Source organism: Sphingomonas sp. Leaf257 (assembly GCF_001422185.1).
Taxonomy (GTDB): domain Bacteria; phylum Pseudomonadota; class Alphaproteobacteria; order Sphingomonadales; family Sphingomonadaceae; genus Sphingomonas; species Sphingomonas yabuuchiae.
Genome location: NZ_LMMH01000034.1, coordinates 108,576 through 134,185 on the forward strand (window position 1 = coordinate 108,576; position 25,610 = coordinate 134,185).

At 67.0% G+C, this 25,610-nt stretch carries 21 protein-coding genes and 2 tRNA genes; 6 read left to right on the forward strand and 17 right to left on the reverse strand.

What is annotated here, in order from left to right; genetic code table 11:
- Positions 1-37 precede the first annotated feature (37 nt).
- On the forward strand, positions 38-1,054 hold the full coding sequence (locus tag ASF14_RS16285; RefSeq protein WP_056438368.1) for an LLM class flavin-dependent oxidoreductase: 1,017 nt from the start codon (positions 38-40) through the stop codon (positions 1,052-1,054).
- A gap of 63 nt (positions 1,055-1,117) precedes the next feature.
- On the opposite strand, the gene ASF14_RS16290 is transcribed toward ASF14_RS16285, so the two are convergent.
- A tRNA-Arg gene (locus ASF14_RS16290) sits at positions 1,118-1,194 on the reverse strand.
- 36 nt (positions 1,195-1,230) lie between these two features.
- Positions 1,231-1,307, reverse strand: a tRNA-Arg gene (locus ASF14_RS16295).
- A gap of 141 nt (positions 1,308-1,448) precedes the next feature.
- Between ASF14_RS16295 and ASF14_RS16300 the strand changes: the two genes are divergently transcribed.
- Entirely contained in the window at positions 1,449-1,991 is a 543-nt protein-coding gene (locus ASF14_RS16300; RefSeq protein WP_056437462.1) for a hypothetical protein, read from the forward strand.
- A gap of 162 nt (positions 1,992-2,153) precedes the next feature.
- Here ASF14_RS16300 and ASF14_RS16305 read toward each other — a convergent pair whose 3' ends face one another.
- Together ASF14_RS16305 and hemB are read right to left on the reverse strand one after the other, a co-directional pair.
- Positions 2,154-4,358 (reverse strand): spermidine synthase, encoded by a 2,205-nt coding sequence (locus tag ASF14_RS16305; protein WP_082442297.1) that lies wholly within the window; start codon positions 4,356-4,358, stop codon positions 2,154-2,156.
- Positions 4,359-4,369: 11 nt separating this feature from the next.
- On the reverse strand, positions 4,370-5,362 hold the full coding sequence (hemB, locus tag ASF14_RS16310) for a porphobilinogen synthase (protein ID WP_056437465.1): 993 nt from the start codon (positions 5,360-5,362) through the stop codon (positions 4,370-4,372).
- 103 nt (positions 5,363-5,465) lie between these two features.
- On the opposite strand from hemB, the gene ASF14_RS16315 reads away from it, so the two are divergent.
- A complete protein-coding gene (locus ASF14_RS16315) occupies positions 5,466-6,320 on the forward strand; it encodes a diacylglycerol/lipid kinase family protein (protein ID WP_056437468.1) in 855 nt (284 codons plus the stop codon).
- A 120-nt stretch (positions 6,321-6,440) separates the two neighbouring features.
- On the opposite strand, the gene ASF14_RS16320 is transcribed toward ASF14_RS16315, so the two are convergent.
- From ASF14_RS16320 to ASF14_RS16350, 7 genes are all read right to left on the reverse strand, one after another.
- On the reverse strand, positions 6,441-7,889 hold the full coding sequence (locus ASF14_RS16320; RefSeq protein WP_236697107.1) for an MATE family efflux transporter: 1,449 nt from the start codon (positions 7,887-7,889) through the stop codon (positions 6,441-6,443).
- Entirely contained in the window at positions 7,886-8,071 is a 186-nt protein-coding gene (locus ASF14_RS22360; protein ID WP_056437473.1) for a hypothetical protein, read from the reverse strand. Before ASF14_RS22360 ends, ASF14_RS16320 begins: the two co-directional genes overlap by 4 nt.
- Positions 8,068-8,928 (reverse strand): hypothetical protein, encoded by an 861-nt coding sequence (locus ASF14_RS16330; RefSeq protein ID WP_168371552.1) that lies wholly within the window; start codon positions 8,926-8,928, stop codon positions 8,068-8,070. The genes ASF14_RS22360 and ASF14_RS16330 overlap by 4 nt, the downstream gene beginning before the upstream one ends.
- A gap of 64 nt (positions 8,929-8,992) precedes the next feature.
- Positions 8,993-11,641: an alanine--tRNA ligase gene (alaS, locus tag ASF14_RS16335; RefSeq protein WP_056437477.1), complete on the reverse strand. Its 2,649-nt coding sequence runs from the start codon at positions 11,639-11,641 to the stop codon at positions 8,993-8,995.
- A gap of 32 nt (positions 11,642-11,673) precedes the next feature.
- The gene (locus ASF14_RS16340) at positions 11,674-11,985 is read right to left on the reverse strand and encodes a hypothetical protein (RefSeq protein WP_056437480.1); all 312 of its coding nucleotides are present in this window, start codon (positions 11,983-11,985) and stop codon (positions 11,674-11,676) included.
- A complete protein-coding gene (locus ASF14_RS16345) occupies positions 11,982-12,662 on the reverse strand; it encodes a phytanoyl-CoA dioxygenase family protein (RefSeq protein WP_056437484.1) in 681 nt (226 codons plus the stop codon). The genes ASF14_RS16340 and ASF14_RS16345 overlap by 4 nt, the downstream gene beginning before the upstream one ends.
- Positions 12,659-13,915 carry a M24 family metallopeptidase gene (locus tag ASF14_RS16350; protein WP_056437487.1) on the reverse strand — a complete coding sequence of 419 codons (1,257 nt, stop codon included), beginning with the start codon at positions 13,913-13,915 and terminating at the stop codon, positions 12,659-12,661. Before ASF14_RS16350 ends, ASF14_RS16345 begins: the two co-directional genes overlap by 4 nt.
- Positions 13,916-13,991: 76 nt before the next feature.
- On the opposite strand from ASF14_RS16350, the gene ASF14_RS16355 reads away from it, so the two are divergent.
- Complete coding sequence (locus tag ASF14_RS16355; protein WP_056437490.1) at positions 13,992-15,323, forward strand: dicarboxylate/amino acid:cation symporter; 1,332 nt, start codon at positions 13,992-13,994, stop codon at positions 15,321-15,323.
- Positions 15,324-15,340: 17 nt separating this feature from the next.
- Here the strand turns inward: ASF14_RS16355 and ASF14_RS16360 are convergent, their stop codons facing one another.
- From ASF14_RS16360 to ASF14_RS16385, 6 genes are all read right to left on the reverse strand, one after another.
- Positions 15,341-15,967, reverse strand: a complete 627-nt coding sequence (locus ASF14_RS16360; RefSeq protein WP_056437494.1) for a glutathione S-transferase family protein — start codon at positions 15,965-15,967, stop codon at positions 15,341-15,343.
- Between the two features lie 454 nt (positions 15,968-16,421).
- Complete coding sequence (locus ASF14_RS16365; protein ID WP_236697108.1) at positions 16,422-17,306, reverse strand: class I SAM-dependent methyltransferase; 885 nt, start codon at positions 17,304-17,306, stop codon at positions 16,422-16,424.
- A 33-nt stretch (positions 17,307-17,339) separates the two neighbouring features.
- Positions 17,340-18,413, reverse strand: a complete 1,074-nt coding sequence (gene recA, locus ASF14_RS16370; RefSeq protein WP_042482753.1) for a recombinase RecA — start codon at positions 18,411-18,413, stop codon at positions 17,340-17,342.
- Positions 18,414-18,506: 93 nt separating this feature from the next.
- Positions 18,507-19,343 carry a 4-(cytidine 5'-diphospho)-2-C-methyl-D-erythritol kinase gene (locus tag ASF14_RS16375; protein WP_056438380.1) on the reverse strand — a complete coding sequence of 279 codons (837 nt, stop codon included), beginning with the start codon at positions 19,341-19,343 and terminating at the stop codon, positions 18,507-18,509.
- Positions 19,344-19,384: 41 nt separating this feature from the next.
- Positions 19,385-20,911 carry a hypothetical protein gene (locus ASF14_RS16380; RefSeq protein WP_236697110.1) on the reverse strand — a complete coding sequence of 509 codons (1,527 nt, stop codon included), beginning with the start codon at positions 20,909-20,911 and terminating at the stop codon, positions 19,385-19,387.
- A gap of 55 nt (positions 20,912-20,966) precedes the next feature.
- Positions 20,967-22,622: an electron transfer flavoprotein-ubiquinone oxidoreductase gene (locus ASF14_RS16385; protein ID WP_056437497.1), complete on the reverse strand. Its 1,656-nt coding sequence runs from the start codon at positions 22,620-22,622 to the stop codon at positions 20,967-20,969.
- A gap of 143 nt (positions 22,623-22,765) precedes the next feature.
- Between ASF14_RS16385 and ASF14_RS16390 the strand changes: the two genes are divergently transcribed.
- Positions 22,766-23,524 (forward strand): uracil-DNA glycosylase, encoded by a 759-nt coding sequence (locus tag ASF14_RS16390; RefSeq protein ID WP_056437499.1) that lies wholly within the window; start codon positions 22,766-22,768, stop codon positions 23,522-23,524.
- Positions 23,521-25,386, forward strand: a complete 1,866-nt coding sequence (locus ASF14_RS16395) for a lytic transglycosylase domain-containing protein (RefSeq protein WP_056437502.1) — start codon at positions 23,521-23,523, stop codon at positions 25,384-25,386. Before ASF14_RS16390 ends, ASF14_RS16395 begins: the two co-directional genes overlap by 4 nt.
- Positions 25,387-25,610 lie beyond the last annotated feature (224 nt).

Consider the following 25,610-nt stretch of genomic DNA (forward strand, 5'->3'; position numbering starts at 1 on the left):
CGGTGGACCGATCGCGCATTCGCCCTATCTTGGGCGCATGAAAAAGATCGGTTTCCTCTCGTTCGGCCATTGGTCGCCCTCGCCCCAGTCCGCCACGCGCTCGGCGCAGGACGTGCTGCTTCAGTCGATCGACCTTGCCGTCGCCGCCGAGGAGCTGGGCGCGGACGGGGCCTATTACCGGGTCCATCACTTCGCGCAGCAGCTTGCCTCGCCCTTTCCGCTGCTCGCCGCCGTCGGGGCGCGGACCAGCCGGATCGAGATCGGGACCGGCGTGATCGACATGCGCTACGAAAACCCGTTCTACATGGTCGAGGATGCCGGATCGGCCGACCTGATCAGCGGCGGACGCCTGCAACTCGGCATCAGCCGGGGCTCGCCCGAACAGGTGATCGATGGCTGGCGGCATTTCGGTTATGGCCCTGCGCAGGGCGAGACGGATGCCGATATGGGCCGCCGCCATGCCGAAGTGTTCCTGCACCTGCTGAAGGGCCAGGGTTTCGCCAAGCCCAATCCCCGCCCGATGTTCCCCAACCCGCCGGGCCTGCTCCGGCTGGAGCCGCATTCGGCGGGGCTGCGCGACCGCATCTGGTGGGGCTCCGCCTCCGACGCCACGGCGGTCTGGGCCGCCAAGCAGGGCATGAATCTGCAAAGCTCGACCCTGAAGGCCGATGAAAGCGGTGAGCCCTTCCATGTCCAGCAGGCCAGGCAAATCCGCGCCTATCGCGAAGCCTGGGCGGCGGCGGGGCATGATCGTGCACCGCGCGTCTCCGTCTCTCGCTCGATCTTCGCGCTGACCACCGATCAGGACCGCGCCTATTTCGGTCGCGACGACAGTCAGGATCAGGTCGGCATCATCGACAATATGCGCGCGGTCTTCGGCCGCTCCTATGCCGCCGAGCCCGAGCGGCTGATCGAACAGCTGCGCGCCGATGAAGCGATTGCGGAGGCCGACACGCTGCTGCTGACCGTGCCCAACCAGCTGGGCGTCGATTACAACGCGCATGTGATCGACAACATCCTGCGCCACATCGCACCTGCGCTCGGCTGGCGCTGACGACGGGACAGGCCCCGGCCATGGTCGGGGCCGAAGCCCGTGGTGCCGATGATATGGAAGAAATGGCGCGCCCGGAACGATTCGAACGTCCGACCCTCAGATTCGTAGTCTGATGCTCTATCCAGCTGAGCTACGGGCGCGCATAGGGTCTCTGTCGAGACCTGATTTTGATCCACTGGCGCGCCCGGAACGATTCGAACGTCCGACCCTCAGATTCGTAGTCTGATGCTCTATCCAGCTGAGCTACGGGCGCGCTGTGGAGGTGGGCTGATAGAAGCGCTTCGGAACCTTGGCAACCCCTTTGCAAAGGTTATCCACATTTTTTCTGAGGGCGGACCTTCACGGTGCTTTGCGGCATTTGGTCAGGTCCCCTGTTGCGGTTAGGAAGATCGCGATGACGCCCTATCGCCCCGCCCCGTCCGCCCGGCCCGCCCCTCGCTTGGCCCCCTGTATCCTTATCATAGGCCTGACCTTGGCCGGGTGTGCGCGGGACCATGACACGACGCCTTACCCGTCACTGGCGGTTCGGCCGGTCGAGAAACAGGGCTTTGCCGAACCCGCCGCCAAGCCGGTCGTGCTTCGGCCCGATCCGGCGCTTGATGCGCAGGTCGCGGAAATGACCCGCCGCCTGACCGCCGTCGAACAGGAATTCACCAAGGCGCATGATCAGGCCCGCACCGATGCCGCCAAGGCGCGCGGGGCGGCGGTGGGCAGCGAGGCATGGCTGACCGCGCAGACCGAGCTGGCGACCCTGGACGAAATCCGCGCGCGCACCTCCTCGCTGCTGACCGAGATCGATGACCGCGCGATCCAGCGGGCCGCCGCGCTGGAGCCGGATTATCCCACGCTGACGAGCCTGCGCGATCGAGCATCGGCGGCGGTCACGCGGCAGGCGGCGCAGATCAAGGCGATCAGCGACAGCCTCCCCGCCGCCTGACGCCTGGATCGAGATTACATAGGGTCGACTTAGGTCGAGCCCCTCCCCTTCAGGGGAGGGGTTGGGGTGGGGCATCACCGCAGGCGCGGCGTTTGTGGAAGCGCCCCACCCCCGGCCCCTCCCCTGAAGGGGAGGGGTGAATCAATCTGACGTCATCCTGCTTTAGAACTCGCGGATAAAGGGCAGGATGCTGGAATAATCGTCGGTCCAGGCGGCGAGGCCCGGCGGGGCCACCGCCGGGGTCCAGTCTCCCCCTCGCGCCTCCAGCGTCTTCAGCATGCGCGCATCCCGCGACAGCGCCAGCCAGACCGAGGCGGTGGCCTGCGCCTCGCGATCCAGATCGGTCGGCACATAGCTCATCCGAGAAATCGCCCAGCCCCCTTCCCGCGCGGCGGCGGCGACCAGCGGCTCCAGATCGACGAAGCGGTTCGAGATATGGACGAGCAGCAGCCCGCGCGGGGACAGGACGCGGGCATAGGTCCCGAACGCCTCACGCGTCAGCAGATGCGCCGGAACCGCGTCCGACGAAAAGGCATCGAGCGCCAGCAGATCCAGGCTGTCCGGTGCCTCGGCGGCCAGGCGGATGCGCGCGTCGCCGATGCGGATGACGGGATCGGGCTGGCACCGGCGCAGATAGCTGAACTGGCCGGTATCGCGCGCGATGCGGACGATGACCGGATCGATCTCGTAGAAGCGCCAGCGCTGGCCCGGCTGCGCATAACAGGCGAGCGTCCCCGTCCCCAGCCCGACCACGCCGATCCGCGCCGCCGGTCCGTACAGCATCGGCGCGGCGCGCATCGCCCGGCCGACGCCCGAATAGGGGGCGTAATAGGTGGTCGGCGTCCGCTCGCGCGCCGCCGAACCGCGAAGCTGGATGCCGTGGACCGTCGAGCCATGGTCCAGCTCGCGATAGCCTGCTCCGTCGCGGACGGTATAGACGCCGAAATAGCTGCGCATCCGTGCATCACGCTCCATCGACAGCGACAATGCGCGATAGCCGCCGAACAGCACGAGCGCTCCTCCGAGCAGCAGCACGAAGCCGGTGCGTGCGCCGATGGTCAGGAACCCCAGCGTTGCGATGACCAGGAACACCGTCCCTTGACGCTCCTCGCCGAACCACGCCGCAGGGCCGACCAGCCGCAATTCGAGAACGAGACCGATCACCACCGCCAGCGCGGCTAGCATCGCGCGGGGATGTCGCCACCACAGGTCGCGGATCACCGGCAGGATGAACTGTTGCGGGATCAACATTCCCGCCGCCAAGATGAGCAGCGGATACTCGTACGTCCAGTCGAACAGCACCGGCGCCAGGATGCCCGCGAACACCCCGCCCAATGCCCCGCCGACTGCCATCCATAGATAGAAGCCGGTCAGCCGGTCGACCGCAGGCCGCGCGCGGTATAGGGCGGTGTGCAACGCGACCGACACCATGAACAGCAGCAGCAGCGCGACGACCACGTTGGAATAGGGCCGCTCCGGATAGCCGCCCATGATCACCCCGCCGAACAGCAGCAGCGTTACCGGCGCGATCCGGGTCAGCGTGTCCGCCGCGCCCCGCCGGGTAGCGAAGGCGATGATGAAGCTCGCCAGATACAGCCCCAGCGGCAACACCCAGAGCAGCGGCATCGCCACGATATCGGTGGTGATATAGGTCGAGGTCGCCAGCACCAGCCCCGAGGGCACCGCCGCCAAGGCGACCCAGTACCCGATCCGCCGCCATCCCGGCGCGGCCGAGGTCGGCGCGGGGTCGGCCGCCGGGTCGCGCGACGCCGGGAGTCGCGTGGCGCATGCCGCGACCAGCAAAGCGAGCAGGCCGTAGCCCAGGCTCCACAACAGGCTCTGTCCATGAAGCGTCATCGCCGGCTCGACCAGCAGCGGATAGGCGATCAGCCCGGCAAAGCTGCCCAGGTTTGACGCCGCATAGAGCGCGTACGGATTACGCCCCGGTTGGGCGAGCGCGAACCAGCGCTGGATCAGCGGGGCCTGCGCCGACACCGCGAAGAAGAGCGGCCCGATGGACAGGCCGAGCAGCCATGGCACCCACAGCGCCGGTTCGGCATCGGGCGGTAGGTCCACCGTCATCAACCCAATCGGCAACCACAAGGCCGCCGCCGCCAGTACCAGGATATGCACCCCCGCCTGCACCTTCGGCCGCCACCGCCCCAGCGCATGGGCATAGGCATAGCCGCCAAGCAGCAGCGCCTGATAGACGAACATCGCCGAGTTCCAGACGGCGGGCGCGCCACCCAGCCGGGGCAGCGCCATGCGCGCGACCAGCGGCTGGACCAGGAACAGCAGGAACGATCCGGTCAGGATCGTCGCCACGAACAGCGCGCGCGCCGCCAGGTCCGGGATACGGCGTGTCACGGGGAAAGGGTTCAGGCGTTCAGCAGTCGGGCGGCATGGGCGGCATGATAGGTCAACACGCCCGAGCATCCGGCACGCTTGAACGCCATCAGCGTCTCCAGCACCATTGCGTCGCGGTCTGCCGCGCCCGCTGCGACCGCCGTCTCGATCATCGCATATTCGCCCGACACCTGATAGGCGAAGGTCGGCACGCGGAACTCGTCCTTCACCCGGCGGATGATGTCGAGATAGGGCAGGCCCGGCTTCACCATCACGCTGTCCGCGCCCTCGGCGAGGTCGAGCGCGACCTCGCGAAGTGCCTCCTCGGCATTGGCATGGTCCATCTGATAGGTGCGCTTGTCGCCCTTCAGCAGACCGCGCGTATTCACCGCATCGCGGAACGGACCGTAAAAGGCGCTGGCATATTTGGCGGCATAGGCCATGATCTGGACGTTGACGAAGCCCTCGCGCTCCAAGGCGGCGCGGATCATGCCGATGCGGCCGTCCATCATGTCCGACGGCGCGATCACGTCCGACCCGGCGCGCGCCTGGGTCAGCGCCTGCTCGACCAGCGCATCGGCGGTGTCGTCGTTGACGACATAACCCGCCGCATCTACCAGCCCGTCATGGCCATGCGTCGTATAGGGGTCGAGCGCCACATCGGTCAGCACGCCGATATCGGGCACGGCATCCTTGATTGCGCGGATCGCCCGGCACATCAGATTATCGGGGTTCATCGCCTCGCGCCCGTCATCGGTGCGCAGGTGCGCGGGCGTATTAGGGAATAACGCCAGACAGGGAATGCCCAGATTGGCGGCTTCCCTGGCCCGCGCGACGATGCCGTCCAGCGACCAGCGCGACACGCCGGGCAGGCTGGCGATGGGTTCCTCCACGCCCTGCCCCTCGGTCACGAACAACGGCCAGATCAGATCGGCCGGGGTCAACACCGTTTCCGCGTGAAGTCGACGGCTCCACTGCGAGGCACGAGTACGACGAAGGCGAAGCGCGGGATAAGATGCGGTCATCAAAAGGGCTTTTGCGGGATCGGACCGCGCTTGCCAAGCGTTGCGTGCAAAGCGTTCCGGGGGCGAAAGGAATATAGGCGTGCGAGAGATTCGATCGGCAGCGATGGTGGTGAATGCCAAGTCGCGGCGCGGCCAGGCCTTGTTTCAGCAGGCCTGTGCGGCGATGTCGGACCTTCCCTACAAGGTCGACGCCCGCGCGGTGGAGGATCCGAAGGATCTGGAGCCGACCGTCCGCGAGTTGCTGGCGGCCAAGCCCGACCTGCTGATCCTGGGCGGTGGTGACGGGACGATCAGCGGGCTCGTCGACCTGATGGTCGGGCATGACGTGATGCTGGGCGTCCTGCCGCTCGGCACCGCGAATAGCTTTGCCCGCTCGCTCGGCATTCCCCTGACCATCGAGGGCGCGGTCGAGGTGATCCGCACCGGCCGCCCGCGCCGCATCGATCTGGGCATGATCGACAATGATTATTACGCCAATTGCGCGGCGATGGGGATCAGCCCCAAGATCGCCGAGACGGTACCGCACGGCCTGAAGCGCGTCGCCGGGCGGCTCGGTTATCTGGGCTGGGCGGCCTATCAGTTCCTGCGGTTCCGCCCCTTCACCCTGATCGTCGAGCAGAATGGCAAGCGCGAGCGACTGCGCGTCGTCGAGGTGCGCATCTCCAACGGCCCCTATCATGGCGGCACCGAGTTGGTGGATGCCGCCGCCGTCGACTCGGGCGAGATCGTCGTCCAGGCCGTATGCGGTCATGTGAAACGCCGCCTGATCGTCAACTGGGCGGCCAGCATCCTGCGCAGCGACTATCGCAAGGAAAAGGTCCGCGATTTCCGGGGGCGCGAGATCAAGCTCACCACCATCCCGCCGCTGCCCATCTCGATCGACGGCGAGGTGCTGGCCCGTACGCCGGTGACCGCCCGGATCGCACCGGGTATCATCGAGGTCATCGCGCCGGTCTGAGGGACCCTCACCCTTCCCACCCGCTTTCAGCGGGCGGGCCCCTTCCCGCTCCCACCGGGAGAGGGAGGGAGGCGCAAAGCGCCGGAAGGGTGAGGGTATTTGCCTACATACAGGGGCACCCTACCCCACCGGCATCGCCTTGTTCGTCGGCTGCCCTTCGGCCAGCGCCTGTTCCTCGCATTCCTCCTTGCCCGCCGCCGGGGCCATACGCCCCCTGCGCCAGCCGCCATGCCGGTAATAACCGATGGTCATCAGCATCGAGGCAAGCGAGCCCGCCGGAAAGCTCCACCAGATCGCGTCTGCGCCCAAGCTCGGCTCCAGCAGGTTGGCGAGGCCGAAGCGTACCGGGAACATCGCGATCGCCAGGATGACGAGCGGCCCGACCACCGCGCCATTGGCGCGCACCGTTGCGGCCAGCACCATCGACACACCGAACAGCATGAAGCTCCACCCGCCGATCAGGTTGATCTTAGCCGCAATGCCGATCGCGCCCTCCTCGTTCCCCAGGAACAACCACAGCACATGCCGGTCGAGCAGCGTGACCGCCAAGACCAGCACGCCGGTCAGCAACAGGTTCATCCGCAGGCCCGCACGGGTGATCCGGTCGACCCGGTCCCACTGCCCCGCGCCGATATTCTGCGCCGCCATCGCGCTGACCGCCGCGCCCACCGCCATGGCGGGCATCTGGATATAGGTCCAAAGCTGGTTCGCCGCGCCGTAAGCCGCCGTCGTCGAGGTGCCGTGCCGGTTGACCAGCCCCATCATCGCCAAGGCGGAAGTGGAGACGACCAGCATCTGGAGCCCCATCGGGAACCCCTTGACCACGATCGTCTTCAGCAGCACCGCGGTTGGGAGCAGATAGCGCCACTCGGCGCCGCGCAGCCGGATGACCAGATCCTTGGCATAGAGATAGGTGACAAGCGCCAGCAGCGATCCGGTATTGGCTATCAGCGTCGCGATCGCCGACCCCTCAATGCCCAGCGCCGGGATCGGCCCCAGCCCCAGGATGAAGACCGGGTTGAGTGCCACGTCGAGGACCGAGCCGAGCGCCATGAACTTCAGCGGCGTGATCGAATCGCCGACACCGCGCAGCGCCATGGTCAGCAGCACCGAGATGAAGCCCGGCGGCATCGCGACGAAGATCACCCGCAGATAGGCGAGCGCGAGCGGAAACACTTCGGCCGGGGTCGCCAGCGCGCGCAGGATGGCGGGCGCGGCCAGCCAACCTACTCCCACGGTCGCGGTCGAGATCACCGCGAACAGCCCCAGCGCCGATCCCAGCACGCGGCGCATCGCCTCCACGTCGCGCCGTCCCATCGCCTGGCCGATCAGGATGGTCGCGGCCATGCCGAAGCCGAAGGTTGCCGCGACCAGCAGGAACATGATGATATTGGCGTTGGTCGTCGCCGCCAGCGCCCGCTCTCCCAGAAACTGGCCGATCCAGATCGCGTTGATCGACCCGTTCAGCGATTGCAGCACGCTCGACCCCAGGGTCGGCAGCGCGAACAGCAACAAAGTCTTGCCGATCGGCCCGGCGGTCAGGTCGCGGCGTCCGCTTGGGGGTTTCACGGTTTCTTGTCTCCGGCGATCCATTCGTCTTCGATAAAACGCGCCATCTCGGCATATTGGAACATCGGCGAAGGATTTCCCTGCCCCGCATAAAGGCCTCGCAGATGGCCCCAGTCGCACGCTGGCAGGAGGCCCACAGCCTTGACGGCACTGGGCGACACGGCCCGGCCCCGCCGGATCATTTGCGTACGGTTTCCTCGCGGATGGCGCGCGTCATCTCTGACACCTGTTGCCCCCGTTGCGCATGGGGGCGACTGTCATAGAGTCCGTTCAGCAACCCCCGGTCGAATGCCGTCAGTTCCGCGGGAGCGGCTGCATCGGTGTCGAACAAGGTCAGGATCGTCGCCGACGTCATCCCCTCGACCGGCTTGGTCGCAGCCATGGTCCGCATCACGGCATAGTCGGCAATCTGGCCCAGCGTCTTGTTCAGCAGGGCCTGACGCTTGATGACCACGACCGAGGCGGCGATGTCCTGACGGATCGGACTCAACAGGCGCGACGCCGCCCCGACCTTCATCTCGGGCCAGTTTGCCGTGGGGCTGTCCTGTTGCAAGACGAGATCGCCATCGCGCGACACCCGCATGGCGGCGTTCCAGGCATAGACGGGGCCCGCCCCCTTCACAATGCGGCTGACCGCCGGACGGGACAGGTCCCCGAATATCTGGGGGGACCGCTGGCGCAGCGCCATGAGCTGCTCCTGGGGATCGTCGGCGAACAGGACCAAGATATTCGGCGTGCAGCCATCGGGGGCCATCTTCATGCCCAGCGACTGGACCGTCGCCATCATGCGGCGAAGAATCTCCTCGCTGGCCGAGACCGGCAGCCCGGCGGTCCCGATGCAGACGGGCGCGCGAAACCGCATGAGCGGCATCGCCGATGTCGGTCGCCCGGTAACGCCGATGATCTGATCGCGCACTTCACGCTCGCTGGCCTGGGGCCGGGCGGTCACGACGACCGCCTCGCCGGTCGTGCCGGGCGGCGTGGAGGTCTGCGGCGATGCGGATTGCGCCATGAGCGGTGATGGCAAGAGAAGAAGCATGGCCCCCGTCAAGAAGGCCGTCGTCATTCCCCTGCGCATCGCCACTCTCCCCTGGCTGGTGAAATTACCCCGCGATCGCGTCCCGGACCGCCTGGAGCGCCTCGGCGCCCTTGGTGCCGTCGGGACCACCGCCCTGGGCCATGTCGGGACGGCCTCCGCCGCCCTGCCCGCCCAGCGCCGCCACCGCCTTACGCAGCAGCTCGACGGCATTGTGCTTGCCCGTCAGATCGTCGGTCACGCCGACCGCGACCGAGGCGCGGCCGTCATTGACCGCGACCATCACCGCGACACCCGATCCGCCCAGACGCTGCTTGGCATCGTCCACCGCGCCCCGCAGACCCTTCGCCTCGAAGCCGTCGAGCACCTGGCCGATGAACGCCACATCGCCGATCTGCTCCGGGCCGGCGGCCGCGCCACCGGCCCCGCCGCCCATGGCGAGCGCCTTCTTCGCCTCGGCCAGTTCGCGCTCCAGACGGCGACGATCCTCGACCAGGGCGGCGATGCGGGCGGGCACTTCGTCCGGCGTGGTCTTCAGTGTCGCGGCGGCGGCCTTCAGCATGTCGTCGCGGTGCGAGAGATAGGCGCGCGCGCCCTCGCCGGTCAGCGCCTCAACACGGCGCACACCGCTCGACACCGCGCCTTCCGACACGATCTTGAACACGCCGATCTCGCCCAGCGCATTCACATGGGTACCGCCGCAAAGTTCGAGGGAGTAGGTGCCGTCGGCATCTTCGCCCATCGACACGACCCGAACCTCGTCGCCATATTTCTCACCGAACAGCGCCATCGCGCCCATTTCGATCGCTTCGTCCGGCGTCATCAGACGAGTGACGACCGGGCCGTTGCCGCGCACCTGCTCGTTCACCTTCGTCTCGACCTCGGCAATGTCGTCGGCGGTCATGCCGACCGGCTGCGAGAAGTCGAAGCGCAGGCGTTCGGGGGCGACCATCGAACCCTTCTGCGCGACATGGGTGCCCAGCCGCTGACGCAGCGCCTCATGCAACAGGTGCGTCGCCGAATGGTTGGCGCGGATCGCGGCGCGGCGCGCGGTGTCGATCGCCAGCTTCACGCTGTCGCCGACCTTGATGCCGCCTTCCTGGATCTCGGCATTGTGCACGAACACGCGGCCAAGCTGCTTGGAGGTGTCGGTGACGACAGCCTTCAGACCCGTATCGCTGGAGATGGTGCCGCTGTCGCCGACCTGGCCGCCGCTCTCGCCATAAAATGGCGTCTGGTTGACGATGATCGACACCGTATCGCCCGCCGCCGCGCTGTCGACCCGCGCGCCGTCCTTGACCAGCGCCAGCACTTCGCCCTCGCCTGTGTCGGAGGCATAGCCCAGAAATTCGGTCGAGCCGGTTTCCTCGGCGATGTCGAACCACACATCGTCCGACGCCTTCGCGCCCGAGCCCTTCCAGGCGGCGCGCGCGGCGCGCTTCTGCTCAGCCATGGCGGCGTCGAAGCCTGCGCGGTCGACCGACAGGTTCTGCGCGCGCAACGCGTCCTCGGTCAGATCATAGGGGAAGCCGAACGTGTCATAGAGCTTGAACGCCGTCTCGCCCGCCAGCGTCGCACCGGGCGCCATGCCCGCCGTCGCTTCGTCGAGCAGCTTGAGGCCCTTGTCGAGCGTCTGGCGGAAGCGGGTTTCCTCCTGCTTCAAAGTAGCTTCGATCAGCGGCTGCGCACGGACCAGCTCGGGATAGGCCGCACCCATCTCGGCGACCAGCGCCGGGACCAGCCGGTGCATCAACGGCTCCTTGGCGCCCAGCAGATGCGCGTGGCGCATCGCGCGGCGCATGATGCGGCGAAGCACATAGCCACGCCCCTCATTGGCGGGCAGCACGCCGTCCGCGACCAGGAAACCGGCCGAGCGCAGATGGTCGGCGATCACGCGGTGCGACGCCTTCTGCCCGTCTTCCGCCTTGGTGTGGGTCAGCTCGCACGAGGCTGCGATCAGCGCCTTGAACGTGTCGGTGTCGTAATTGTCGTGCACGCCCTGCAGGACGGCGGCGATCCGCTCCAGACCCATGCCGGTGTCGATCGACTTCTTGGGCAATTCGCCGACGATCTCATTGGCTTCCTGCTCGAACTGCATGAAGACCAGGTTCCAAATCTCGACGAATCGGTCGCCATCCTCCTCCGGGCTGCCGGGAGGGCCGCCATAGATATGGTCGCCGTGATCGTAGAAGATTTCGGAGCATGGACCGCACGGCCCGTTCTCGCCCATCGCCCAGAAATTGTCCTTGGTCGGAATGCGGATGATCTTGTGATCGGGCAGCCCCGCGACCTTCTTCCACAGGTCGAACGCCTCGTCATCGGTGTGATAGACAGTGGCGGTCAGCTTTTCCGGATTGATGCCCCAGACCTTGGTCAGCAGGGTCCAGGCATGGGTGATCGCCTGTTCCTTGAAATAGTCGCCGAACGAGAAATTCCCCAGCATTTCAAAGAAGGTATGGTGGCGCGCGGTATAGCCGACATTGTCGAGATCGTTATGCTTGCCGCCCGCGCGCACGCATTTCTGCGAGCTGGTCGCGGTCGAATAGGGCCGCGACTCCAAGCCGGTGAACACGTTCTTGAACGGCACCATGCCCGCATTCACGAACATCAGCGTCGGGTCGTTCTGCGGCACGAGCGGCGCGGAGGGCACGATCTGGTGCCCTTGCGAACCGAAATAGTCGAGAAAGCCGCGGCGGATGTCGTTGGTCGAGGTCATAAGCGCGGGCTTAGGCGAGGTTTCGCGCGCGCTCAAGCGCCCGCGCGTTCGGCTCGTTCCGTCGCATCGTCGCGAGCAGCGGGGCGACGCCACCAGAGATACCGGATCAGGACGAACCCCAGGCCATCGCCAACCAACCGGCCAATGGGATGCCCGGCCATATCGGCCGCATGCTCGAACCGCCCCAGCGTCAAGCCCAGGGCGAACAAGATGGCGGGCAAGCGCGGCTCGGTCACACCGAAAACGCGGCCGAGGAGCCAATAGGCTAGCGCACAGATGATGACGGCGTTCAGCAGGCCGTTGGCAAAGCCCACCAGCAGTTCAATCACGAGATCGATGGTCATAACAATCTCCCCTGCCCCTCCGTGCCCCAGCGCAAACCACCCGGCAAACCATCCGCCGAAAGATCGATCTGCAAGACCCGCCGGCGCCGCCCCGGTCCGGCGCGGGCCGAGGCGTGAAGGATCAGCGTGCGGTACAGCCAAACCTCGCCCGCCCCGGCCAGACAAACCGCCTCGCCCAGCTGACCGACGACGCCCTCAATCGCATCCTCGGCGATCAGGCCCAGCCGGTGCGAACCCGGTGCGACCAACAGCGGCGCATTGTCCGCATCGACGGGATCGAGATGGAGGCGGACCGTGACCATGCGCTCCAGCAGCGACACCGGCGGCGCGACATGGACGCGGCCCTGCTTGACGGTCCATGGCCCGAACCCCGCAACCTCGCGTCGCTCCACCACCTCAATGGTCCGGTCCTGGTGCCAGCCCAATGCCCAGTTCGCGCCGTCCTGCTTGTCGAACAGGATCGCGCGGACCGGCCGCACGCCTTCGCCGACGACCGGCCCCATCGCGGCGCAGAGCCGGTCTACGGCGGACAATCCGGCGGCGCGGGCCGGATCGATCCGCCGTCCCGGACGACCGTCGGACCAATCGCCGAACAGCGCCGCCAGCTCGGCCAACTCTCCGTCATCCAGCCGCGAAGGCCAAAGGGCATAGCCACGCGAGTCCAGCTCGGCGATCATCCGATCGGCGCCTCGATCGCCTTGGGCGGCGTCGAGAACCAGGCCGGACCGCTATCGGTCATGTGGAAGCAATCCTCGATCCGGATGCCGAACTTGCCCGGCAGATACAGCCCGGGCTCGTTGGAGAAGCACATGCCCGCAGCCAGCGGCGTCGCTTCGCCATGTACGAGATTGACCGGCTCATGCCCATCCATGCCGATGCCGTGCCCGGTCCGATGCGACAGGCCGGGCAAGCGATAGCCGGGACCATAGCCCTGGCCTTCGTAGAAACGCCGCACGGCATCGTCGATGCTGCCTGCGGGTGCGCCGATCCGCGCCGCCGCGCGCGCGACCTGCTGGCCCTTCGCCACCGTGTCCCAGACCTTGCGCTGTTCCGCGCTGGCGCGGCCATGGACCCAACTGCGCGAGACGTCGGACTGATAGCCCTGAACCGTGCATCCGCAGTCCATCAGCACGACCTGGCCTTCCGCCACACGGTGGACCTGCTTGCTGCCATGCGGATAGGCCGAGGCTTCGCCGATCAGCGCCATGCTGAACTCCGGTGCGCCGCCCAGCTTGCGGGTGGCGGCACTCATCAGCGCGCCGACCTCCGCGCCCGTCATGCCCGCCTCGACGCGGGGATATACCCAGCGATAGGCCGCCATCGTCACGTCGGTCGCCAATTGCATCAGCGCGATCTCGGCGGGCGTCTTCACCATCCGGCATCCGCGCACCACCGGATTGGCCGAGACCAGCCGCATGTCGGGCAGCAGCTTTCGCATCCCGTCGAATGCGAAGAAGCGCGCCGTCTCCTCGATCCCGACCGGGCGGTTCGCCAGTTTGCGGTCGCGCAGGAACCCCGCGACGACGGCCAGCGGGTTCTCGTCCTCCTGCCACACCCGCACCTCGGCGGGCACGGCCAGCGTCTCACGGACCGAGGGCTCCTCGAAGAACGGCGTGACGATGCACGGCTGGCCCTCGACCGGGATGACCACGGCGGTCAGCCGCTCGCTGCGCCACCATTGGACGCCGGTGAAATAGACCATGGTCGAGCCGGGCTCGATCAGGATCGCGCCGATCCCGTTCGCCTTCATCAAAGCCTGCGCCCGTGCCAGCCGCCGCGCCCGTTCCTCCGGGCCGATCGGCACCGCCCCGCCGGTGATGTCGGACAGCGCCGACAGGTCCGGCTCCGCCGCACGCAGCAGTCCCGGCCGGACGAGGAACGGCAGGGCGGCGGCCGCGATCATCGCGCGGCGGGACAACGGGGTCTGCATGACGGTGACGATAGAATTCTTGACCTGAGCGCCACAATGCCCTTGGCTCGCCCGCGGATTTTAATTTGGGGTATGCATGGCCAAGCGGCTGACCTTGTACATCTTCATCGGCCTCGTCCTGGGGCTGATCGTGGGGCTCTCGCTCAATCTGTCATTGAATGACGGCAGCGCGGCGACGACCGCGCAACTCAAGACGATTGCGGGCTATTTTGCAATCGTCACCGGCCTGTTCCTGCGCCTGATCAAGATGATCATCGCGCCTTTGGTCTTCGCCACCCTGGTGTCGGGAATCGCACAGATGGGCGATACCAAGGCGCTGGGGCGGATCGGGGTGCGCTCGCTCGCCTGGTTCATTTCGGCCAGCCTCGTCTCGCTCAGCCTGGGCATGTTGCTGGTCAACCTTCTCCAGCCCGGCGTCGGCTTGAACCTGCCGCTGCCCGCCGTCACCGCCGATAGCGGGGTGGTGAAGGCCGGGTTCGACCTGCAGAAATTCGTGACGCACCTCGTCCCCGCCTCTCTGATCGAGGCGATGGCGACCAACGAGGTTCTGCAGATCGTCATCGGCTCGCTGTTCCTGGGCGTCGCGATCACGGCGGTCGGCGAGCGCGCCGCGCCGCTGGTCCGGGCGGTCGACGCGCTGGTCGCGGTGATGTTGCAGGTGACGGATTACGTCATGCGGGTCGCGCCGATCGCGGTCTTCGCCGCCGTCGCAGGTACGCTGACCGAGCAGGGCCCGTCGGTGATCGGCAAGCTCGCCATCTTCATGGGCAGCTTTTACCTGGGCCTCATCCTGCTGTGGTGCGTGCTGCTCGGCATCGCGGCGCTGTTCATCGGACCGCGCGTGCGCGACCTGATCGCGCATATCCGCGCGCCTTTGATCCTCGCCTTCTCGACAGCCTCCTCGGAGGCCGCCTATCCGCGCATCCTGGAGGGGCTGGACCGGTTCGGCGTACCGCCGCGCATCGCCAGCTTCGTCCTGCCGCTGGGCTATTCGTTCAATCTCGACGGCTCGATGATGTACATGACCTTCGCGTCGCTGTTCATCGCGCAGGCGTACGGCATCGATCTTTCGATCGGGCAGCAGATCACGATGCTGCTCGTGCTGATGGTCACGTCGAAGGGGATTGCGGGCGTGCCGCGTGCCTCGCTGGTGGTGATCGCGGCGACCATGCCGATGTTCAACATTCCCGAGGCGGGCCTGCTGCTGATCCTGGCGGTCGACCATTTCCTCGACATGGGACGCTCGGCGACCAACGTCATCGGCAATGCGGTGGCGAGTGCGGTCATCGCCAAGTGGGAAGGTCCGCTCGATCCGCCCGAGCCGGTCGATGTGGCGTCGCTCCACGCCCCCTCGGGCACGCCCCCGAAGGATGCCCCCGACAGCTTCCGCCAGATCGGGGGGCATTGATCGCCGGACCCTATGCCTCACGCATAGGCATAGGGTCCGCCCTTGGCGAGCGCCGCCTGATAGGCCGGGCGGGCGTGGATACGCTCCAGCCAGGCGATGGTGGCGGGGCGGCGCTCGTCCAGCCCGGCGCGGGATCGGGCGGCTTCCAGCGGGAAGCTCATGATGATGTCGGCCGCCGTCATCTGCTCGCCCGCAAACCAGGGTGAGCGCGCCAGTTCGCTCTCGACATAATCGAGATGGCGGTCGACCATCGGCTGGAACCGCTTCATCGCCACCTTGCCCATGACCGGGATGCGGCTGAGCACCAACGTGACGAACAGCGGCGGCATCAACGATCCTTCGGCATAGTGCAGCCAGAAGCGCCAACGCTGCATCGCCTCACGGTGCGCGGGCGGCCCCAGGCGGCCATCGCCCTTGCCGACCAGATATTCGATGATCGCGCCCGTCTCTGCGATCACCAGTCCGTCATCCTCGATCACCGGCGACTTGCCGAGCGGATGCACGGCGCGGAGGTCGCGCGGGGCCAGCATCGTCTTGGGATCGCGCTTATAATGCTTGACCTCATAGGGAAGGCCCAGTTCCTCCAACATCCACAGGATGCGCTGCGACCGGCTGTTTTCCAGATGATGGACGATGATCGTCATGGCTTTTCCCCTCGATTGCGCGGCTCAACGCGCCAAGGGGGATAGCGGACGCATTGGGGGAATTGGTCCTGTGTTGCAGGCTCGAAAACTCAGCGAAAAGATCGCTGCCCAGATCGGCAATCGACCTCTGCGTCCCTCTTCCCTGGAGCCGGGGAGGGTTAGCTGAGCGTGGGAAGGGTTGGGCGTTCCCAAAGCTAGCGCGCTCGGCCAGCGAGCGCAGCTATCCTCGCCCAGCTTCGACTGGGCCTTTGCTTTCGCAAAGACCAATTCTGCGCCACCCTCTCCCCTCCATGAGGGGCGAGGGAAGAAGGGCACGGCTGAATGCCGATCCACTCTGGATTGATCCACCCCTCCCCTTCAGGGGAGGGGACGGGGGTGGGGCGCTTCCGCAAACGCCGCGCCTGTGGTGATGCCCCCCAGAAAGGGGAGGAGCGCGACTCGGGTCGCCCCTATGTCATCCCGATCTAGAGCCGCCATCCCCATGCGCAACGGCCCGCCATATCCACGCCGAGGCGGGCAACGCGATCCGGTCGCCGGTGCGATACCGCAACAGCGCTTCCCGCAAGGCCGTCTCCATCCGCCGCCGTTCATCGGGGGCTGCTTGCGCCAAGGCCCGTGCAGCGGGGCCGATTTGCGACAGGAAGGACAGCGCGTCCTCGACCGGATCGTCGCCTTCGCCCACCACATAGTCGAACGGCACACGCGCGGCATTGTCAGCTTGCCATCCGCTTTCCATCAGCCACGCCCCGACCTGGTTCATATCGGCAAAGGCAAAGGGGCCGGGCGCATAACCCTCGTCCTGCGGAGGAGCGATACCGATCACCGCATCCGCCAGCGTCGCGAAACCATTGGCGGCGCGTTCCGCAAAGCAGGAAAAGACCAGCCGCGCGCCCTCGCATGCGGCGTGCCGCAAGGTGGTGAGCGCCTCGACAGGATCGGGAAAGAACATCACGCCATGACGCGAGCATAGCAGATCGAAAGGCCCTTCGGTGGCCGCCATGGTCAGCGCATCGCCGCACCGGAAATACAGGCCATGGCCAGCCGCGTCGCCCGCCCGCGCCTGTGCCACCGCCACCAATTCCGCTGACAGATCGACGCCCGTTACGCGCAATCCCGGCCGGGCCGTCCGGAGCGCCAGGCTGGTCGCCCCCGCCCCGCAACCGATATCGAGCGCATGCCCCCGTTCGGGCGCGACCGATGCGATCGCCGCATCGAGTTGACGCGACAGGTCCGCCAGGCTGCGGTCGGTGCGGCGCCATTCCGCGGCCCAGACATCGCCGACCCTCCCCCGCCAATCCATTCCGCCCGTCACGATCCAGCCCCCGATGCTCTCAAACAAAAAGGCCCGCCATTGCTGGCGGGCCCTATATTCTTAGATGTCGTCCTCGGCGTCGGGGCCGGTCATCATCTCCTCGGCGACCTTTTCGGTCCGCTGGCGGATCGCGCGTTCCAGACGATCGGCCATGTCGGGATTGTCGCGCAGGTAATTTTTGGCGTTCTCACGCCCCTGCCCGATGCGGACCGAGTCGTAGGAGAACCAGCTGCCCGACTTCTCGACCAGACCCGCCTTGACGCCCAGGTCGAGGATCTCGCCGATCTTCGAAATGCCTTCGCCGTACATGATGTCGAATTCGACCTGCTTGAACGGCGGTGCGACCTTGTTCTTCACGACCTTCACGCGGGTCGCGTTGCCGGTCACTTCCTCACGATCCTTGATCGCGCCGGTGCGACGGATGTCGAGCCGGACCGAGGCATAGAATTTCAGCGCGTTGCCACCCGTCGTCGTCTCCGGGTTGCCGTACATCACACCGATCTTCATGCGCAGTTGGTTGATGAAGATCACCATGCAGCGCGAACGGCTGATGGAGCCGGTCAGCTTACGAAGCGACTGCGACATCAGGCGGGCCTGAAGGCCGACATGGCTGTCGCCCATCTCGCCCTCGATTTCCGCACGCGGCACGAGCGCGGCGACCGAGTCGACCACCAGCACGTCGATCGCGTTCGAGCGGACGAGCGTGTCGGTGATCTCCAGCGCCTGCTCGCCGGTATCCGGCTGCGACACGATCAGTTCGTCGATATTGACGCCCAGCTTCTTGGCATAGACGGGGTCGAGCGCGTGTTCGGCGTCGACAAAGGCAGCGGTGCCGCCCATCTTCTGCGCCTCGGCGATGACGTGCAGCGCCAGCGTGGTCTTGCCCGAGGATTCAGGGCCATAGACCTCGATCACGCGGCCGCGCGGCAAGCCGCCGACACCAAGCGCGATGTCGAGGCCGAGCGAGCCGGTCGAGATCGCCTCGACCTGCATCGCTTCCTTCTGGCCCAGCTTCATCGCCGAGCCCTTGCCGAATGCCCGGTCGATCTGGGCGAGTGCGGCGTCCAGCGCCTTTTGCCGGTCTGCGTTTGCGGTTGCCATGCCTGTTTCGATCACTTTCAGATTGGCGGCCATCAGATGCTTCCCTCGCTAGACCAACCTTGTGGTCCATTCAACGCATCTGCAATGTATGTGTTTTGTTCCATGAGAACAAGATGCGAACAAAGCCTATCGCAAAAAAGTCGGCAGCGCCCACCAACCTTGTGTCCGCGCCGCGTCCGCTGCCGCATCGCGCGCGTCGGTATCGGCGAAAATCGCAAAGCAGGTCGCACCCGATCCCGACATGCGCGCCAGATCGACGCCCGGTGCACTCGCCAGCAAGGCCAGCACCGTGTCGATCTGCGGCGCGATGGCACGGGCGGGCGGCTCCAGGTCGTTGCGCCCCGCCGCCGCGACGCTCATCACATCACCCTGCCCCAAAGCCCCCCGGTCCACACCGTCCCAGCGCTTGAATACCGCCGCCGTGGACACGGCGACGCCCGGATTGACCAACAGGACCGGCCGCTCGCCCAGCGACTCCAACGGTTGCAGCGCATCGCCCTTCCCCTCGCCGCGCGACGTCCGGCCGAGCAGACAGGCGGGAACATCCGCGCCCAGCTCGGCCGCCAAGGCGAACAATATCGGATCATCCATTGCCACGCCGTGCAGCCGCGCCAGCGCGCGCAAGGTCGCCGCCGCATCCGCCGAGCCGCCGCCAATGCCCGACGCGACGGGAAGATGCTTGTCGAGCGTAATGGCATGCCCCTCGCTCACCCCGAACCGCGCGCAAAAGCCACGCGAAGCACGAATGACAAGATTGTCGTCCTGCGACTCGCCTGCCAGCACGCCGGCGAACGGACCCGTCAGCGTCAGGCTGGGTTTGTCCGCCTGCTCGACCCTGACCACATCGCCATCACGGCAAAAGGCGAACAGCGTCTCCAGTTCGTGATAGCCATCCTCACGACGACGGCGCACATGGAGCGCCAGGTTGATCTTGGCCGGGGCGGTTTCGACGATAACGGTCATGCCCATCCCATGCGTCGCACGAGCGCCCTCGGCAAGGCCGGTCAGCCCGCGATCTTCGCCGCCAGCTTAACCTGCTCCGTGTCGTCCGCCGTCAGTGCCGCCGCGCGCCAGGCATAGCGTGCCTCGTAGCGTCGCCCCAGCGCCCAGTAGATATCGCCCAGATGGTCGTTGATCTCGCTATTGGCGGGCTCGGCCATGGCGGCGCGCTCGACCAGCGGCAGGCCGCGCCTGGTCTGCCCGGCCTTGTGATAGGCCCAGCCGAGCGAATCGGTGATAGAGGCATCGTCGGGGGCCAGCTTGCTCGCCTTTTCGAGCAGCGCGAGCGAGCCCGACACGTCCCTGCCCCGCTCGATCCGTGCATACCCCAGATAGTTGAGCGCCAACGGCTGGTCCGGGCCAAGCTCGACCGCCTTGGCGAGCGCCACATCCGCCTCATCCTTGCGCCCGGCCTGATCCAGCGCCCCGCCATATTGCAGCCATGCCGCCCAAGGCAGGGCCGGGTCGGCGCGGGTGACGCGCTCATACCAGGGCACCGCATCGGCCGGGCGCTTGGCGGCGATCAGCTGGTCGGCATAGATCTGCCAATCGTCGAGGCTGGAATCCCTGGCGGTCGCCAGCCCTTGCGCGAGCATCAGCGCCTCGCCCTGTCGTCCCGCCCCGGCGAGCAGGCCGATGCGGACGATCGCGGCGCGGTGCGCGAAGGCGCCGCGCGGCCGCACGTCCCTGATCGCGGCGATGGCGGCATCCCACGCCTCGTCCTTCGACAGGGCCTCGGCCATGATCAGCCGGGCGCGGTCATTGTCGGGGTCGGCGATCAGGGCGGTGCGGGTCAGGGCGATGACCAGCGGTCGCGGCCCCTCGCTCGCCAGCTCGCCGCCGATCCGCACGAGCAGTTGCGACACGCCGAAACCGAGATCGGGCTTGGCGCCCAGTGCCTTGCGATCGGCCAGGACGAGCCGATCGCTGAGCAGCGCGCGGGCATTGGCCTCGTCGCCACGACCCGCCACGATCTCGGCGGCGGCGATCCGGGTGTCGGGGGCCGCGCGCATCGTCTCCAACAGGACACGGACCGAGGCCGGGTCGATCCGCTTGCTTGCCAGCGCCAGCAATAGGCGATGCTCGTCGGCCAGCCGCTTGGCCACCGGTTCCTTGCCCGCGCTGTCGAGGCCGGGCTCGACCGGCTGCTTGCGATCCCACGCGGCCCAGGCGCGCAACACCGGCGACAGGATGCGCAGCGCGCCGCCATCGATCCGGGTCAGCGCGGCGTCATATCCCGCCCGGTCGCCTTTGCGCGCCGCGATCGCCAGGTCGAGCAGCGCCACGTCGAGCGGCGCGACATTTTCCGCCTCCATCACCCGCGCGGACTTCAACGCCAGCGGCACATCGCCGCTGGTCATCGCCTCGCGATAGGCGCGCACCGCGACGGCGGGGTCGTCGGGCCAACCGGCCAGCGCAACGGCATAATCGTCGCTGGCCGCCGCAGAGCGCCCTTCCGACGCCGCGACCCGCGCCGCCAGATAGGCCGATAACGGCGAGCGGGGCACCTCCACCGCCGCCAGCGCCGACACGGACCAGCACGCCCCGACCAGCCACAATCCGGTCAGGGCGCGGGAAAACGGACGCTTACATATTGGGATAATTGGGTCCTCCGCCGCCTTCCGGCACCACCCAGTTGATGTTCTGGGTCGGGTCCTTGATGTCGCACGTCTTGCAGTGGACGCAATTCTGGGCGTTGATCACGAATTTCGGATCGCCCTCTTCCACACCCACCACCTCGTAAACACCGGCGGGACAGTAGCGTTGCGCGGGCTCGTCGAACAAGGGCAGGTTGTGCGCGATCGGCACATCCGCGTCCTTCAGCGTCAGGTGGACCGGCTGGTCCTCCTCGTGATTGGTGTTCGACAGGAACACCGAGGACAGCCGGTCGAAGGTCAGCACGCCGTCGGGCTTGGGGTAATCGGGCTTCTTCACCTGATCCTTGCGCCACAGGCTTTCGTGATCGGGCTTGTGCTTCATGGTGAAGGGCATCTTCAGGCCGAAATGCTCGGCCCACATGGTCGCGCCCGCCAGACCCGAGCCCAGCGTGTCGCCATATTTCTTGACCAGCGGCACGACGTTGCGGACGGTCGACAGTTCCTTGTAGAGCCAGGACGCGTGGAACGCCTCCGGATAATCGGTCAGTTCGTCGCCCTCGCGCCCGGCCTGGACGGCGGCGAAGGCCGCCTCGGCCGCCAGCATCGCCGACTTCATCGCGCCGTGCGTGCCCTTGATGCGCGGCACGTTCAGGAAGCCCGCCGAACAGCCGACCAGCACGCCGCCCGGGAAGGTCAGCTTCGGGATCGCCTGAAGCCCGCCGTCATTGATCGCGCGCGCGCCATAGGAGACGCGCTTGCCGCCCTTCAGCAGTTCGGCGATGACCGGGTGGGTCTTCCACTTCTGCATCTCCTGAAACGGGGAGATATAGGGGTTGGTGTAGTTCAGCCACGTCACGAAGCCGAGCGCGACCTGCCCCCCCGCCTGGTGATAAATGAAGCCGCCGCCATTGGCGTCATGCCCCAGCGGCCAGCCTTGCGTATGGATCACCCGCCCCGGTACATGCTTGGCGGGGTCGATGTCCCACAATTCCTTGATGCCCAGGCCATAGACCTGCGGATCGCTGTCGCGGGCCAGATCGAACTGGCGGATGACCGCCTTGGACAGGTGACCGCGAACGCCCTCGGCGAAGAAGGTGTATTTGGCGTGCAGTTCCAGGCCCGGCTGGTAATCGGGCTTGCGGGTGCCGTCGCGCGCAATGCCCATGTCGCCGGTCGCGACACCCTTTACCCGACCATCCTCGTGGAACAGGATTTCGGCGGCGGCGAAACCGGGGAAGATCTCGACGCCCAGCTCCTCGGCCTTGCCCGCCAGCCAGCGGCAAAGGTTGCCGAGACTCCCGGTGTAGGTGCCCTTGTTGTGCATGAAGGGCGGGGTCAGCGCGTGCGGCAGGTTGCGCTGCTTCGTCGCGCTCAGGATCCAGTGGAGGTTCTCCGTCACCGGCACCTCGGCCAGCGGACAGCCATCCTCGCGCCAGTCGGGCAGCAGCTCGTCGAGCGCGATCGGATCGATCACCGCGCCCGACAGGATATGCGCGCCGACCTCCGATCCCTTTTCGAGGACGCAGACGGCCAGCTCGCCGCCCTGTTCGGCCGCAAGCTGTTTCAGGCGGATCGCCGCCGACAGGCCCGCCGGACCCGCGCCGACGATCACCACGTCATAAGGCATCGATTCGCGTTCGCTCATGGCATCCTCGCTTTTTGACCGCGCCGCTGCCGTAGCGTCCCGTTTGGCGGGCTCGTCCGGGCGCGGACGGAAAACATCTTGTCCTGACAGCCGATCCGACAGATTGACGCGCACGTCAACCTTGCAGCATGGGCTTACCCCATATGGGGGCTCTTCCAACGTTCGATACCGCACCGTTTGATGGTGCCCTGGCCGCCAGCGTCCTAGACTGGTGGCATGATGCGGGCGTCGACCTGCTGGTCGAGGATGACCCCCGCGACTGGACGGCGCCGGAGCCGGTGCGCGCGCCGCTCGTCATGCCCGGCCAGGCACCCGCCGCCGCCCTGCCCGTCGCGGCTCCGGCAACATCGCTGCCCGACACGCTGGAGGCGTTCCTGGCCTGGCGTCTTTCCGATGCCGCGCCGGAGGCGACATGGGACGGCATTTCGCTCACCGCGACCGGGCCCGCCAATGCCGCGCTGATGGTGCTGGTCGACTGTCCCGATCGCGATGACGGCGATGCCGGTCAGATCCTGTCGGGTGCGCCGGGGCGGCTGTTCGACCGGATGCTGGCCGCCATGGGCCTGTCGCGCGAGACCGTCCATGTCACCTCTGTCTGCGCGCGGCGGCCGATCGCGGGAAGGACGCCCGCCGGGGTGGAGACGCGACTGGCCGAGATCGCGCTGCACCATGTCGGGCTCGTCGCCCCGCGCGGGCTGCTGCTGCTCGGCAATGCGGCGAGCCGTGCCGTACTCGGGACCGAGTTGACCGACGCGCGCGGACATTCACATGTCATTGACCATAAAAGCGGAAAAACGAACGTCGTCGCCACGTTCCACCCGCGCTTCCTGATCGAGAAGCCGATGGCGAAGGCGGAAAGCTGGAAAGACTTGCAAAGGGTCATGGGGGATTTGCGCGCATGAAGCTGGGCCGGACGATCGCGAAGGGCGCGACCATCGGGGCTTTGTTGACGGTCGTCGGCGGTGCAGCCCTTGCCGCCGAACCCGTCCCCAACGCCGACGTCCGCAGCCCCGCCGCGCTCAAGGCCCCGCCCGCCATCCCCGCATTGCTCGATGCCGATCAGAAGTCGGGCTATATGCGCGTCTTCGCCGCGATCCGGGACAGCCGCTGGAGCGACGCGCAGCTGGAACTCGACGCGCTCAAGCCCGGTCCGCTCCACGCCATCGCGCGCGCCGAACTCTACACCGCCAAGGGTTCGCCCAAGGTCGAGGTCGAGCGGCTGGTCGCCCTGCTGAACGAAGCGCCCGAACTGCCCCAGGCCGAGCAGTTGGCCCGCCTCGCCCGCTCGCGCGGCGCGCATGACCTGCCGCCATTGCCCGAGGCGCACACGCTGATCTGGCAGGACGGCGCGCCCCGCCGCACCCGTGCAAAGAGCGTGCGCAGCGACCAGATCGCCGCCGATCTGGCCGTCAGGATGCAGCCCTTCGTCAAGGCGGACGACGGCCCCTCCGCGCGCGCGTTGCTCGAATCGACGCAAGGCCTGTCGCCCGAGGCGCTGACCGAGTGGCAGCAGAAGGTCGCCTGGATCTATTTCCTCAGCGGCGACGACGCCAATGCCCGCATGCTGGCGGCGCAGGCCGCCGAAGGATCGGGCGACTGGGCCGTACAGGGCCGCTGGACCGTCGCCCTGTCGGCATGGCGACAGAATGACTGCCAGGCCGCCGCGACCGCGTTCGAGGGTACGGCGGCGCGCGCCACCGATGTCGATCTGCGCGCCGCCGCGCTTTATTGGGCGGCGCGCGCCGACATGGTCTGCGGCCGTCCCGATAAGATCGAGGGCCGCCTGCGCTCCGCCTCGCAATTCCGCGAGAGCTTTTATGGCCAGCTCGCTCGGCAGGCGCTGGGGATGCGCGGCGATCGCGAGCCCAAGGGGCAACTGGTCGCCACCGACTGGGCCGCGCTGGATCGCCGCCCCAATATCCTGGTCGCCGCCGCGCTAGTCGAAGTCGGCGAAACCGACCTTGCCGATCAGGTCATCCGCCAGCAGGCGCGGATCGGCCAGCCGACCGAGTTCCGTAGCCTCGTCCGCCTCGCCGAGTCGCTGGACCTGCCCGCCACCACGGTCTGGCTGGCGCACAACTGTCCGGCAGGCGTGACCGCCACCGCCGAGGCGCGCTATCCGACGCCGAACTGGGCCCCCGACAGCGGTTGGCGTGTCGAAAAGGCGCTGGTCTATGCCCATACGCTTCAGGAAAGCGGCTTCCGCAACAAGGTGGTCAGCCCGACGGGCGCCTATGGCCTGATGCAGATCATGCCCGCCGCCGCGACCGATTTCGCGCGCGAGCGCGGTGTATCGATCGATCGCAGTGCGCTCACCAAGCCGTCGACCAATATGGATATCGGCCAGCGCCATTTGGAGCGCCTGCGTGACATGACCGGCGTGACCGGCGGCCTGCTGCCCAAGGTGATCGCGGCCTATAATGCCGGGCCGAAGCCGGTGGGCGAATGGAACAGCCTGGTCCACGACAATGGCGATCCGCTGCTCTATATCGAGAGCATCCCCTATTGGGAGACGCGCGGATACGTCACCATGGTCCTGCGCAACTACTGGATGTACGAGGGCCAGACCGGCAAATCGAAGTCGCCCAGCCGCGCCGCGTTGGCGCAAGGGCTGTGGCCGCGCTTCCCGGGCCTGCCGGGTGCCTCGGCGATCCGCCTGCAACGACCGAACGTCGCACAGGCGAGCGTGACGCCCAAGACGACCCTCGCACTGAATGCGACCGTCAGCCCGCAGTCGAATACGGCGATGCCTCAGGCGAACTGATCCCGGCCAGGGAACTCCCCTGGCCTTCGACTTCGCTCAGGCTGAACGGCGGATGAGGATTTTGGCTTTACCACAACCTCCGTTCACGCTGAGCGAAGTCGAAGCGCACGCAGATACAATCCTCTCGCATTATGACTGCCCCCCCAACCCCATTCAGCCTACGCAAAGTCGAAGGCTACGCCCCACCACCAAAGCCGCCCCCAAAACTCGCGCCGAGACGTTCA